The 12,965-nt window shown below is 60.8% G+C and carries 11 protein-coding genes; all 11 read right to left on the bottom strand.

What is annotated here, in order from left to right; genetic code table 11:
- Positions 1-2: 2 nt before the first annotated feature.
- Positions 3-1,259, bottom strand: coding sequence for an O-antigen ligase family protein (locus tag AB7G19_RS28450; RefSeq protein WP_441268515.1), 1,257 nt, complete (start codon positions 1,257-1,259; stop codon positions 3-5).
- The gene (locus tag AB7G19_RS28445) at positions 1,256-2,479 is read right to left on the bottom strand and encodes a glycosyltransferase (protein WP_441268514.1); all 1,224 of its coding nucleotides are present in this window, start codon (positions 2,477-2,479) and stop codon (positions 1,256-1,258) included. The genes AB7G19_RS28450 and AB7G19_RS28445 overlap by 4 nt, the downstream gene beginning before the upstream one ends.
- A 239-nt stretch (positions 2,480-2,718) precedes the next feature.
- Positions 2,719-3,381, bottom strand: coding sequence for a helix-turn-helix transcriptional regulator (locus AB7G19_RS28440; protein WP_144030703.1), 663 nt, complete (start codon positions 3,379-3,381; stop codon positions 2,719-2,721).
- 289 nt (positions 3,382-3,670) lie between these two features.
- Positions 3,671-4,942, bottom strand: coding sequence for a polysaccharide biosynthesis/export family protein (locus AB7G19_RS28435; RefSeq protein ID WP_085401006.1), 1,272 nt, complete (start codon positions 4,940-4,942; stop codon positions 3,671-3,673).
- Between the two features lie 65 nt (positions 4,943-5,007).
- Complete coding sequence (locus AB7G19_RS28430; protein WP_063984323.1) at positions 5,008-6,048, bottom strand: NAD-dependent epimerase/dehydratase family protein; 1,041 nt, start codon at positions 6,046-6,048, stop codon at positions 5,008-5,010.
- Between the two features lie 12 nt (positions 6,049-6,060).
- Positions 6,061-6,798 carry a sugar transferase gene (locus AB7G19_RS28425; RefSeq protein ID WP_063984322.1) on the bottom strand — a complete coding sequence of 246 codons (738 nt, stop codon included), beginning with the start codon at positions 6,796-6,798 and terminating at the stop codon, positions 6,061-6,063.
- On the bottom strand, positions 6,795-7,961 hold the full coding sequence (locus AB7G19_RS28420) for a DegT/DnrJ/EryC1/StrS family aminotransferase (protein ID WP_441268513.1): 1,167 nt from the start codon (positions 7,959-7,961) through the stop codon (positions 6,795-6,797). Before AB7G19_RS28420 ends, AB7G19_RS28425 begins: the two co-directional genes overlap by 4 nt.
- 18 nt (positions 7,962-7,979) lie before the next feature.
- Positions 7,980-8,696, bottom strand: coding sequence for a nucleotidyltransferase family protein (locus AB7G19_RS28415; RefSeq protein ID WP_063986521.1), 717 nt, complete (start codon positions 8,694-8,696; stop codon positions 7,980-7,982).
- A 350-nt stretch (positions 8,697-9,046) separates the two neighbouring features.
- Positions 9,047-9,325 carry an acyl carrier protein gene (locus tag AB7G19_RS28410; protein WP_166353815.1) on the bottom strand — a complete coding sequence of 93 codons (279 nt, stop codon included), beginning with the start codon at positions 9,323-9,325 and terminating at the stop codon, positions 9,047-9,049.
- Between the two features lie 49 nt (positions 9,326-9,374).
- Complete coding sequence (locus AB7G19_RS28405; protein WP_441268512.1) at positions 9,375-10,937, bottom strand: class I adenylate-forming enzyme family protein; 1,563 nt, start codon at positions 10,935-10,937, stop codon at positions 9,375-9,377.
- Positions 10,934-12,961: an asparagine synthase (glutamine-hydrolyzing) gene (asnB, locus tag AB7G19_RS28400; protein WP_441268511.1), complete on the bottom strand. Its 2,028-nt coding sequence runs from the start codon at positions 12,959-12,961 to the stop codon at positions 10,934-10,936. Before asnB ends, AB7G19_RS28405 begins: the two co-directional genes overlap by 4 nt.
- Positions 12,962-12,965 lie beyond the last annotated feature (4 nt).

Here is a 12,965-nt window from a genome sequence, read left to right as displayed (position 1 = left end):
GCTTAACTTCCAACTCGCGCATGCGCCAATGAGCGCCGATCCGAGCCCAGGATGAGGCCCAGCGTGACGGCAAACCACACGGTCGGGTGCCGCAGAATGAAATGGCTGATGCTGAAGACGGCGAGTGCAAAGATCAGGACAGCCAAGGCGTCGAGCCGTGCGCGAAGCAGGAGCGCAAACGTGCCGACAAGCAGGCTGACAATGGCGATCACGCCAGGCAGTCCACCTTGGGTGAACACGTCCAGGAGGGTGCTGTGAGCTTCCACCGGGAGTGCTACGCCCTTGTCCGTGATTCCGGTTGGCTTCTCCAGATGCGGCCCGGGCCCAAGGCCAACCGACCCGGATTCCAGTCCGGCATGCAAGGCGTCTTGCCAGAGACTTAGCCGCAGATTGGCGGTTGCCTTCGTTGCCTCACCGCCACGATCCTTCATCATGCCGGCGGCCAGCCCCTCGACATCATTCGCCGTTGCCACCCCGTAGGGGAGCAGTGAGAGCGAAAGGGGAATTATGGCGACAACGACGATCGCTGCAGCTGCGAAACGCAGGTTCCATCGATGTTCGGGGGATGTCAGCCAGCTTCGCAAGCGTAGCGCAACGAGCAGCGGTATCGACAGCGACATCGAGATAAGAAAGGTATCGCTCTTCGTCAGCCGGCCGACGACGAATGTTACGATGCAGCTAAACACCGCGACGATCCGGCCAAACCGCTTGGCCGTCAGAGCCATGTGAAGCGAGAGTGGTGTCAAAACCGCACAGTAGATTGCAAGCTGGTTTGGATTCTCCGACCACCCGCGGAACCGGTCCCAATACCATGGATCGACCGACGAGATGCTGAGGTAGCCCCAGCCCAATGCAAGTTGCACCGCCACGGCGAGGATCCAAAATCCGATCAGGAACCACAGCGATTGGCGTAGGGTATCCTCGGGTCTCAACGTTGCAGCAACCAGGCAAGTGAGGGCCGCCACGAGGAGATATGCGAAGATGTCGTGCACGACGAGCTCTGGGTCGACGATCTCCGGGCGCAGCAATGCAAGGAAGCCCCCGAAACTCTGAATCAAGACAAAGCAGCCCCAGAATGCAACGAGCCAGAGCAGGGCTTGGGGGTTGTAAATTCTTGAGCTGACCAAGAGATGCAGGGATGCGAGACCGAGCCAGAGGACGAGGCAGGCTTCCCCGATGCCCAGGGGGAAGCTGGGAAGACGCAGCTGCGAGGCTGTCCCAAGTACGAGGCCAAGCGCAAGAAGGGCACTGCCGATCATTGTACTTCACTGCTGCTGTGCGCCGCAGCCCGCCAGCCACTGGAATAGCTGCGGGAAAGCAGCTGCGTGTAAAGCTCGGCATAGCGATCGGCGACGACGTTGAGGTCGAACTCCTTGCGCACCACGTTGATCGAGCGTTGACCCATCGTCTTGGCACGCGCGGAATCCTGAAGAAGGTCGAGAATTGAGGCGGCGAGCGCGCGCGGGTCGCGCGGCGCTACAAGTTTGCCGTTCCAGTCCTCGCGGACAACGTCGTCGCACCCCGGCATGCGGGAGGCGACGATTGGCACGCCAGCCAATCCGGCTTCCAAAAGAACACGGGGAATGCCTTCACGATATTCGGTCGGAAAGGCAAAGAGGTCGGCGATACCCAGAAGCGCGGGAATATCCGATCTGGCGCCGGTCGCAATCACATATGGTGCGTGCGCCTCGATCAGCTCCTGACCTACGGCGAACGGGCCCTCGCTTTCGCGCGGACCGACGAGCAGAAAGCGGACATTCGGGCGGACCTCATGCACGAGCTTTGCCGCTTCGAGGAGCGTTGTGATTCCTTTTTGGACAGTCAATCGGCTTACTGTCAGGACAATCTCGGCATCGTCGAGCCCGAGTTCGGCGCGCAGCGCGGCAGGCGAGGCCGTTCGCGCTTGCGCCGCTTCGAAAGCGCCGACATCGATCCCCGAGCTTCCGATGATGACAGATGAGCTCTTTCCAAGCAGGCGGTGTCGTTGAAAGAAGCTGCTGTCGGCCTTGTTCTGGAAAACCGTTGCTGCGGTCCAGCAAGCAGCCAGGCGTTGCATCGCCAGATAGACGGGGCGGAAGGCCAAGGCTCTCAGTTCTGTCGATGAGAATACCCATCCCATTCCGTTGATCGTGCGCACAACCGGTACGGAGCCGCGAAGCGCCAGCGGCGCAAACAGGTTGGGCTTGGTATCAAACGTCTGGATCACGTCGGGCCGAGCGCTCTTCACGAGCCGCGCCAGTTGACCCATGGCCGCGCGATCGGCAAAGCCGACGCCAAATCTGTCGAACTGATATTGATGATACGGGATTCCGGTCTTCGCGAATGCAGATGCTGCACCAGTGCCGGCCGCGCTCACGCGCAGGCCGCGGTTCTGCAGAGCCGCCAGGAACGGGATACGCAAAGCGTGATCCTCGCCTCCTACGCAAAGCAAGTGCAGCGCCATGTTGGTTCCTTCCAGCCCTTTAAGCAATTCCGCCAAGATGTTAATCTTTGCGGAGGCCCCCGGTTTTCCCGGCGAAAGTTTGACAGGATCAGGTTAGGACGTGGCCGCGGCCTGTCTTCATTCATTCGCATGACAGCGGAAGTGAGCGGTTGGCGGACGTGCTCGAACAGGGCTGAAAAGACGACGCGGCGCGAGTGCATGTTTGCTGAACGCGCCGCGAAGCACGTCGATCTCCGACCAGTCGAGACAACGCGACACCGTATTCCGCGTCCACGCTAGGGCAGGACGGCGAGGCGGCCCAACAACGCGATCAGGTCTGCTTGCCGGCGTGTCTGTGTTTTGACAAACAGGGAAGCCAACTGGGAGCGTACTGTCGTTCGACTCAATCGTCGCGAACGAGCAATGTCGATCAGGTTGTTGCCTCGCGCCAACTCGAGAGCAAGCTGGGTTTCGGCAGCGGTGAATCCAAACAATCGCTGCAGCGTCCGCGGCGAAGGCTCCGGATGCGCGTCGAGATCCAGCAGGATCAATGCGATGGTCTCGTCGGACCACGCATTCGCGACCTGGTTGATCAGCGCGGTAAATCCTTCCTTGGTGGATGTCGCCAACCAGGAAGTCGAGCCTGCCGGAAACTGTGCGCCGGCGCGGTGGACCAGTTGCTTGACGGCGCCATAGAGCGTTTCGTGGCTCGCATCCACGCGCGCTTCGCGTTCCAATATTGCACGGCCGGCCGGACTGAGCTCGATAACCTTGCCGCGTCTGAGCAAGACCTGTCCGCAGCCGATCCGCGCGAGCACCCCGCGCAAGCCGTCCTGCTTGGGGTTCTGGGCGTCAGAGTGAGCAGATGAAACGGGACTGGAAATATTGAATATCGATTCAGAAGAATGACGCTGTAGAGCAATGGTAGACCTTGGCAATGCTTGGCTTAAGTTCAACATTTTATTCCCCCGGCCGCGCTGACCCGATGGAGTGAACGTGCCACAAAGATTCCCAACTTCTGCCACGCCTGGCAACGTTGAATGGGGGGTAACCCCGCGGCCGTCGGAGGGGGTGAAAGTTGCCGATCTTCCGGGCATCGACCCGGTTGTGATCAACGAAGAGGTAGCAACGCGGGTTGAAGGGGTAGCAAGGCGGGTTTAAGCCTCGCGGGAGCAGCCATGGAGGTATGCGGAAGCTACTCCGGAAGGAGCGCCCTGCTTACTCTTAAGGGAGTACCTCTGTTCGTGCTCAGTTCGAGAAGGCCGGCGCAGGGCGCAATGTGACTTCGATCACATCGCCTGGCTCCACGTCGAAGTCGACGGATGCGGTTATCCTGTCCCACTGTTGACCGAGCCGCCGCACGACGACCACGTCGGGATTGAGCTCGCCTGAATTGACGGGGATGGCACCCGAGCCGCCGATGGGCTGCAGTTTCTGGCTGAGCGCCTGCATTCTCACGCGCAAGTCCGCCAATCGAACGTTCGAGTCTTTCTGCTCCCTGAGCAGATTGATCGTGCGCTGGCTGGTGACACGTCCCGCTTGCCGCAGGAAGTCCTCACGCTGGCGCTGGAGCCGCATGAGTTCGACGCTCGTCTGCAGGCGTCGGGTCGACGATAGCAGCAGGGCGCGCCGGCTTTCGCTGACACGAGGACTTGCAAGCAATCCGGAGCCGAACGCCTTCATGACCCGTTCGAGCTCCTCTTCGTCGGCCTGCACGCCCTTCTCTTCACCTTCCTGTTGCTTCTTGAGCGTAGCGAACTGCGCGTCCGTTTGCTTTACGGCGTCGTCCAGGAAGCGTTGTTCCGTGCGGTAGTCGCTTTGTGAGGTCTTCAGAGAGTCCTTCTCGGCTTGAACGACCGAACCGATCACACCCGCGGGCAGCGAAATGTCGCTTGGAGGCGTGGCGTCGAACGTGTCGCGGCCATCAAGCTCCGCGCCGGTTCGGACGATATGGAAGTATTCCTTGGTGTATTCGGTGGCGAGGGACTGGTAGTCCCGCACAAGATCCGCAGGGTCGGTGGCGCCGGGCTGCATGCCACGCGACCGCAACAGGCTGAAGCCGCCGGCCACTGCCACGGCCTGGCGCACGGTCATTGAAGCCCGATACGTCTGCTGTCCGGGCGTGAGCACATCGCCGGAAACATAGACCGGCCGATATTCAACGACGCTTGCTATGACGTCGCCGGGCTTGACCACGAATGCCTGGTCGCGTCCGTCGGTCAGGCGTTGACGCAGTATCCGTGCCTGCAGCAGCGTCTCGATGCGGTTCTGCATCTGCGCGGGGGTCAGGCCGGCAACTTCAACCGTCCCCCCTCCCGGAAGCGGGATGGTGCCGTCGATCTGGATCTGCGTGCGGTTGCGTTGATCGGGGAGGCCACCGATCGAAATCTCGATGGTATCACCCGGTCCCAGCTTGTATGGCGCGGCAAGGGATAGCCCGCTTGTCGCGAAAAACAGAACTGCCGCGCATGAGCCCAGCAGGAGGGTGGAAGAGGGTCTGCCTTGCTTCTTGCACTTCATGGACGAACTCCCGATGTAACCGAGCCTTCGCCGCTCGCGATTTAGGGACACCGATATCGGATCCTTCAGCCGGCTCTCTTCAAATCCGGGATGAGGGCGGTCGGAAGGAAGATCTCGTAGTTTCCGAAGAAGTGCCTCTGCTCCTCGACGTGGTCGAACAGGCCCTGGCTCAAGGCAGCGAGGATTTCGCTGATCCCTTGCTGAACGCTGATCTCGGGCGTGAAATTCAATACCCGACGGATCTTGTCGAAGTTCACGCGGTAATTCCGGGGATCGGCGCCGCGCTCCTGATAGGTCACCTTCGATCGCGGAATGTGCCGCATGATCTCCTCAACGACCATCAGCTTGGTGAAGTTGTTTTCCTCGCAGCCCACATTGAAGACTTCGAAGGCGACCTTGCTGGTGGGCGCGCGGAGCACTTCCTCGATCGCGCGGGCAAAATCACGAACATGGCAGTAAGGACGCCAGGTGTTGGGATCGAATACCAGCAGTTCTTTTCCCAGGTGCAGTTCACGCACAAATTCGTTCACCGTGAGATCGAAGCGCATTCGCGAGGAAAGACCAAAGGCCGTCGCAAAGCGGAGAACCGTTGGATGGAATCCAGCCTTTCCCTTGAGACCCAGGATCTTCTGCTCCATCTCCACCTTGTGCTTGGCGTAGAGGGAGAGTGGTGCGAGCGGGTAATTCTCGTCGACGGCCGTGTCTACTTCCACTAGCCCATAGTTCGAGCAGGTGGACACGAAGATGAGCCGATCGACCGGATGGTGTTGCATCGCGTCGATGAAGGACGCGACGCCATTGCGATTGATGGCGTGACTTTCATCGGGGTACTTGCTCGTGATCGGATCGCCGACGAGCCCGGCGAGGATAACGACGTCATCCACACCCTTCAATGCTTGATTGGCGAAACGGGGATCGCGAATATCGCCTTGCATGAACTCGTATTGCGGAACGCTCAGATAAGGCCAGGCACAGCTCTCGTTCTTGTAGATGAGCTGATCCAAGCAACGGACGTGCCAACCCTTTCTCAGAAGATGGCCCGTGATCACTGAGCCCACGTAACCAGCACCACCTACCAGAAGCACAGTTCGCTTTTCAGTCGCCATTTGATCACCCGTCTACTTTTGAAATAAGTTCGCACCGACAGATCCGCCAGTTGGCGCTATGCCGCTCTGGCTCTCCGGTCGGGGTCTTCGCATGCGGTTGAGAAGCGGCTCCCCCACGGCGATCCAGCCGGCCTGAACGATCCACCGGAGATCGGACGTGACGGTTCGATTGGAATAATATGCCAGGTCGATCTTCGCCTTGGCGGGAAACAGAACCTCCCGATAGAAATCCGCCACATTGCCGTCCGGCGGGAACAGCTCATTTTCATGCCGGAAGAGAACCTGGCACGGCCCGACGAGGCCTGGCCGGTGTTCCAGGATCTTTTCGAATCCGTTCCTGAAACAGTCGGCAAATACGAGGGTCTCGGGTCGCGGGCCGACGAAAGACATGTCACCCCGCAGGATGTTCCAGAGCTGCGGTAGCTCATCTAGCTTGAATGCAGCCAGCAGCCCGCCGATCGTCGTCATGCGGTTGTCGTTCACCATCGTGAGCGGACTTCCGCGATCGTCGCAATCGGCTCTGAACTTCCGGAACTTGTACATGCGGAACGGCGCCCCGTTCAGCCCGAGACGGAGTTGCGAATACAGTATCGGTCGCCCGCCTTCGATCCAGACTGCAAGCGCAATGACCAACAGGATCGGCAGCGAGACGAATATGGCCGTCCCGGCACCGAGGACATCGATGACGCGCCGCAAACGCACGGCCGGAGCTGCCGGCCCAGCGCATCCCGCATTGACCGTTTCGCTCATGCCTGTTCGACCTCCGCGGGACAGGTTGCCCGAAGTCCATCCGCGAGGCTGTCTGCCACGTGATCGACGTCGGCGGGAGTCATCGCGGGATGGAGCGGCAAGGTGAGCTCACGTCCGCAAAAATCCTCAGTGTTGGGTAGACTGATGCCCGGATACTGATCCTGGTAGAACGTCAACCGATGCACCGGGGGATAGTGAATGGTCGTCTGAACGCCGCGCTTGCTGAGCTGCTCGATCAGGGGCTGCCGCGCGCTTGCCGCGGGGAGAACGACCGGCATGAGATGGTGGGCCGAGACCCACGACGCGTTGAATGGCACCAGGACCGAAGGGCAACGTTCGGCGAGCCGCCGCCGATAGTGCAGCGACAGATGCCGCCTGGCGTCGTTCCAACCTGCCAGCTTACGCAGCTGCACCAGGCCGACCGCGGCGCGTAACTCGTCCATGCGGTAGTTGAATCCAAGAAGCGTCACGTCGTATTCGGGGCTGCGGCTGACGAGGCGCTGGCGCGTGTTGGTGGTCATGCCATGCGACCTGGCGCGCTTGATCATGTCGTTCAAGATCCGGTGACGCGTTATGATTGCGCCGCCTTCAGCAGTCGTCATGTTCTTGTTGCCGTAGAAGGAGAACGCGGCTGCATCGCCAAACGTGCCGACCCCCTTGACGCCGGGCGCATGCGCGGCGTCTTCGATCAGGAGCAGACCCTTGCTGCGAGCGAAGGCCTGCCACTCCTCTCGATCAGCGAGGTAGCCCCCAAAATGCATGAGGATCACCGCTTTCGTCCGCGAGGTGCATTTGCGGAGCGCGTCGGCCGCGGACATCAGGGGAATTGCCCCGGATTGGACATCGACGAACACGGGCCGCGCTCCGACGTAGAGCACGGCATTGGCCGTGGCAACGAACGTGAGAGATGGAACGAGGACTTCATCACCGGGGCCGACGCCGAGCGCATGCAGGATGAGGTGAAGTGCGGCCGTGCATGATCCGACTGCAATCGAGTCCTCGGCGCCGTGCATGCGTGCAAACGTTTGCTCGAACTCCCGTACGCGATCCCCCATGGTGATCCAGCCGCTATCGATCGCGGCAACAAGAGCTTCCTTTTCGTCAATTCCCAGGGCCGGTTCTGATACCAACAGCATGTGTTCCTCTTCCCGTTCATTCCCCATGCGAAGGGTGACGCTGCGTCACGCAGCCGCAGTTGCGAATGCAGTCGATTGCTCGTCCCATGCAATGTCCTGGGCTTTCAGGAAGTCCTCGACCCGGCCAATGTCGAGCCACAGGCCAGTGTGCTTGAAGACGTTGACGCGGGCTTCTTCCTCGAGCATCTGGAACATCAGGTCGTCGAATCCGAAGGGGACGCCCGACGGAATGCGCTCGAGGACGACCGGATTCATGCAGTAGATTCCCATGCTGACGAGGTTCGTCAGCTCCGGCTTCTCGCGAAATCCGGTCACGCGTCCATCGATTTCATCAATCACACCGAAGTCCATCTTCGTGCTCCGAACGGAGGTTCCGATGGTGATGTTGGCGTCGGATTTTCGGTGATTGTGGATCAGCTGGTTCAGGTTCAGGTCTGTCAGGACGTCACCGTTGAGGACCAGGAACGGCTCGTTGAGCTGTTCTCGCAGCAATGACAGCGGGCCGATCGTGCCGAGCGGCTCGAGCTCCTGCGTATACGTGATCTGCATGTTCCACTGGCTGCCGTCACCACAGACGCTGCGGATCAGATGGCCCAGATAACCGGTGGTGACGAAGACCTCTCCGATCCCGTTCCGTCTCAACCATTTGAGAACGAGCTCGAGGACGGGACGGGCGCCGATTGGCATGAGGGGTTTTGGCAAAATGGACGTATGTGGACGAAGTCGAGTTCCTCTGCCGCCGCACTGAACTACCGCTTTCATCTGAACCTCCATGTACTCAAAAAAATACGCTTCAAAAAAAACGAGATATGCTTCTCAAGGAAAAAGGTAGGAGCAAACCATGCCTGCGTCTTCGTTCGTTTGCATGAGAGCGTTGGAATCGGACGGCGGAGGAATGCCGGCGGGTTGTCCACGCAGTCGTGCAGCCGAGGGCGTACCTCTCCGGAAGACACGGGATTCGCCTCGACTACTCGACTAAGGGCCTCATGCGGAAGGGTTCGCGAAGGGCGAAAAAACGCCGCACTCGGCGGCCGGGTGAACCCCCGGGGCGCCAAGCCGCGATCGAGTCACAGGACAGCTCGTTTCCTCTGCTTGCCGAACGCGCCGGTCGGTCAGGTATCGGCGGCCAAGTTAACCTTGCTGGCGATGTAACGTGCCATGCCCCGAATGGAATCGAGATTCTCGGGCAGGATCTCATTGTCGTCGACGGCGATGCCGAAGGTCGTCTCGATGAACCCGACCACCTCGAGCACTCCGGTCGAATCGATGATCCCCTGGTCGAGCAGGGAAGCGTCGTCGTTCAGCGACGCGATGTCGCTGATGTAGAAATTCGATGTCAGAAAAGCGCGGATCTGCTCCTTGCAGCGGTCGGGTGCCAAGACCAGTGTCATTGCGTTGGTGCTCCATATGAAAGCGGTTCGTCGATTGGTCGTCCACAAGCTATCCCGTGATGAGTTCTCTCTTGTTGATCTTGCCCGTATCCGTGCGCGCCAGTTCCGGCACGATAACGACGTACTTGGGGACCATGAAACTCTCGAGGCGCTTCTGACATTCTCGCTGGATCTGCTTGGCGTCGATCGGCCGCCCCTGGTCGATGACCACGAATGCCTTGATCGCGTGGCCGAGCAGATCGTCGGGAACGCCGACGACTGCCGCTTCTCTTATGCCGGCAATGTCGAGCAAAGCGCTCTCCACCTCCTTGGGCGCGACCTTCTCGCCGCGAGATTTGATGACCTCGTCGCTCCGGCTGACGAAGTACAGATATCCGTCGGCGTCCATCTGACAGTAGTCGCCGGTGTAAAGCACCTGCTCGCCGGGAAGCGGTCCGGGCTTGAGTTTCTTCGCAGTAGCTTCGGGCTTTCGCCAATAGCCCTTCATGACGGTCGCACCGCGGATCACCAGCTGTCCGGCGATGCCGGGGCCGACCCGTTGATCACGCTCGTCGACGATCCACATTTCGGTATTTGGGATGGCAATTCCTACGCTCGACGGCTTCCGATCGAGATCCTCCGGCGGCAGGTAGGTGCAGCGTTTGCATTCGGTAAGACCGTACATGGAGTAGATGCGGGCGCCGGGGAACGTGTGTCTCAGGTGCACCAGGTGCCGGACCGGCAGTGCGGCACCGGTGCTCGTCACGTAGCGAATGCTGGATAAATCGTAACTCTTCAACGACTCAAGCTGCAGCAGAGTCGAAAACATCGTCGGCACGCCGGGAAAACCCGTCACTCTCTCTTCTGCAATACGCCGAAGCGTCTCGGCGGGGAAAGCAAACGAGCGCTCGAGAACAAGGCGCGCTCCGGCGCGTACGGCCATGATCATCTGATACAGGCCGTAGTCGAAGGCGAGTGGCAGAGCGTTGAGGATGACCTCATCGTCACGGACGTCCAGATACGACGAAACCGACGTACACGCCGTCATCATGTTCCGGTGCGTCAGCATCACCCCCTTGGGCTCGCCGGTCGAGCCCGAGGTGTAGACAATGGCGGCGAGATCGATATCGATGCAGCGGCGCGGGGGTGCTGCGTCGTGCTCGGTGGCCGTTACAGTGTTCCATCGCACGGCATGCGGCAGCGCGTTCAAATCGGCGTCGTCGATGGGGCCGGACACGATCACGCGGCGCAAGGACGGGCAATGTCGTGCAGGTTCGCGGAACGTGGCGTAAAGGCGCGCTTGCGTAATGAGCGCAGTCGGCTGGCAGTCATTGAGGAGATAGCCGAGCTTGTCGGGTTTTGTGAGAGGGTTGATGAGGCATACGATCGCGTTGGCCTTGAGGACGGCCCAGAAACTGACGGCTGCTTCGACGGTGTTGTCGGCAAAGATCATCACACGATCGCCGCGCTCGACGCCGGCCTCGACCAGGTGGTGCGCGACCGCATTCGACCACGCCTCGAGCTGGTCGTAGGTGACCCGATGACCGTCGCATACGAGCGCGACCTTCGCGCCGTTTTGATGGGCCGAGTTGATCAGGTAATCGTGCAGGAGCGGCACAGGATTATTGATCATGCGTAAACTCCCGGTACGTCCTGGCGGTCGACGTCCACACTGAGCTCGAGGCGATGCGGTGCTTCCGGCCGGTCCGCGACGAATTGCTGGAACAGGAGCTGAGTGGACAAGATGCCGACGAGCGCCATGTTGTCGAAATTGGACAGGTCGCCACCGCCGGCGTGCGCATGAGCTTGGCACTTGGTGCGCAACCGTTCGACCGCCACCGGGTCGAAGATGTTGGCGGCGCGGACGCTTGCGCTTGAAAGCGCTTCGTCGACATAAGGGGGGGCATCCCTGTCGACGAAGCAGAGCGCATTGGGGGTCCGGTAGGGCTGCTTCTTGCGTGTGACGATCTCTGGTGGAACCTGCGACTGTGTTACACGCTTAAGGACGTGCTTCTCGTCGAGGATACGAAGCTTGCAGGCGTCCGGAAGGGAGTTCGCGAGCTCGACGACGTCGTCGTCAAGGAATGGAAAGCGTCCCTCGACCGAGTGCGCCATCAGCATCCGGTCTCCCTGGGAGGAGAGCAGGTACCCGGCCAGGAGCGTCTTGGTCTCGAGGTACTGATCTTGTGCGAGCGGCGTCCAGCGGGAAAAATCCGGTGGCAGACGATCGAGCAGTTCGGTCACCGGGTCGGCTCGCGAAGTCGCCGCGCGCATGTCTGCGGAGAACAGGCGCTTGATCGCGCTCGTGCTGCGCCAACGCGGAGAATGAGCGAAGCCGGGCGCATCCGGGGCAGAAATGCCGTGTCCGAAGAACTTTAGCGCGATGGCCTGCATGTGGACCGGCGATCGCGAGATGTAGGGATAGAGCCGGCTCAGGAGGGCGGCGCGCCGCGTTGAGGCCGGCTGGCGGCCCCAGAAACGGCGGATCTTGCCCTCCCGAAACACATCGTAGCCGGCGAACATTTCATCTGCGCCTTCGCCGGTCAGCACGACCTTGATGCCGCGCTCGCGTACGAGCTTCGAGAGCAGGAACAGCGGTGCAGGGGCGGTCCGCAGGATTGGCCGCTCAGTGTGGTAGATGACCTTGGGAAATACCTCGGCGATATCCTGTCGCGAGACCATGAGCTCGTGGTGCTCGCTCGCAATCGTGCGTGCCATCAGGCGCTGATAGGAGGTCTCGTCATACTCAGCGTCGGCAAAGCGCACGGAAAACGTCTGGAAGCGCCTGCCCGCAAACCGGCTTCCCAATGCTGCAACAAGCGAACTGTCGAGACCACCGGAGAGATAGCTTCCCACGGGGACGTCGGACCGCACCATTCGGAGCGCCGTAGCCGCCTCCAATGCGCTACGCACAGCATCGATCACATCATCATTGCAGCCGGCAGACGAAATGCGATGCGCGTCGGACCGGGTCGCATAGCACGGAGTCCAGAATGCGCGGTCCCGGACCGCGCCGCGCACGTAACTGCGGACGTGTCCCGGTTCAATTTCCGTGATCCCCTGAAACACGCTTTGCGGCGGCACGCTACTCCAGAAGGTAAAGGTCTGATCGATGCCCGCTGGATCAAATGCCCGAGGGATTGCCGGATCTGCCGCGAAGATGGCCTTGATCTCACTGGCGAAGTAGAGTTGGCCTTGATGGTTGCAGATATAGAGCGGACAGATTCCGGTCCGGTCACGGGACAAGACGAGGCGGCCGGCGGAGGCGTCCCAGATGGCAAGGGCCCATTGCCCGTTCATCCGTTCGAATGCTGCCTCGCCCCAGGCGCGATAGGCCTGAATCACGACCTCCGTGTCGCTGCGGGTGCGGAAGCGATGGCCGAGCGAGATCAGCTGCTCGCGCAGCTCGACATAGTTGAAGATCTCGCCGTTGAACACGATCCAGGCGGGCCCGCCGGGATCGGAGAGAGGCTGTTGTCCGCCCGCTATGTCGATGATCGATAGCCGGGCGTGCGCCAGGCCCGCGCGTTGGTCCCGGTAGAGGCCTCGCTCGTCTGGCCCGCGATGTGCAAGCGCCCCGGCCATCCGCAACAGCGCTCTCCGCGAAGGACTCGGAGCGTTCGCACTCAGCGCCACGATGCCGGCGATGCCGCACATGCCG

This window comes from Bradyrhizobium sp. 215_C5_N1_1, assembly GCF_052075935.1.
GTDB lineage: Bacteria > Pseudomonadota > Alphaproteobacteria > Rhizobiales > Xanthobacteraceae > Bradyrhizobium > Bradyrhizobium barranii.
This window is presented reverse-complemented; position numbering and strand designations above follow the sequence as displayed.

What these genes read in the sequence shown, in the direction of transcription:
- AB7G19_RS28405 (WP_441268512.1), bottom strand. Translation starts at nt 10,937, where the DNA reads ATGATCAATAATCCTGTGCCGCTCCTGCACGATTACCTGATCAACTCG.
- asnB (WP_441268511.1), bottom strand. Translation starts at nt 12,961, where the DNA reads ATGTGCGGCATCGCCGGCATCGTGGCGCTGAGTGCGAACGCTCCGAGT.
- AB7G19_RS28440 (WP_144030703.1), bottom strand. Translation starts at nt 3,381, where the DNA reads ATGTTGAACTTAAGCCAAGCATTGCCAAGGTCTACCATTGCTCTACAG.
- AB7G19_RS28450 (WP_441268515.1), bottom strand. Translation starts at nt 1,259, where the DNA reads ATGATCGGCAGTGCCCTTCTTGCGCTTGGCCTCGTACTTGGGACAGCC.
- AB7G19_RS28430 (WP_063984323.1), bottom strand. Translation starts at nt 6,048, where the DNA reads ATGGCGACTGAAAAGCGAACTGTGCTTCTGGTAGGTGGTGCTGGTTAC.
- AB7G19_RS28410 (WP_166353815.1), bottom strand. Translation starts at nt 9,325, where the DNA reads ATGACACTGGTCTTGGCACCCGACCGCTGCAAGGAGCAGATCCGCGCT.
- AB7G19_RS28415 (WP_063986521.1), bottom strand. Translation starts at nt 8,696, where the DNA reads ATGAAAGCGGTAGTTCAGTGCGGCGGCAGAGGAACTCGACTTCGTCCA.
- AB7G19_RS28425 (WP_063984322.1), bottom strand. Translation starts at nt 6,798, where the DNA reads ATGAGCGAAACGGTCAATGCGGGATGCGCTGGGCCGGCAGCTCCGGCC.
- AB7G19_RS28435 (WP_085401006.1), bottom strand. Translation starts at nt 4,942, where the DNA reads ATGAAGTGCAAGAAGCAAGGCAGACCCTCTTCCACCCTCCTGCTGGGC.
- AB7G19_RS28420 (WP_441268513.1), bottom strand. Translation starts at nt 7,961, where the DNA reads ATGGGGAATGAACGGGAAGAGGAACACATGCTGTTGGTATCAGAACCG.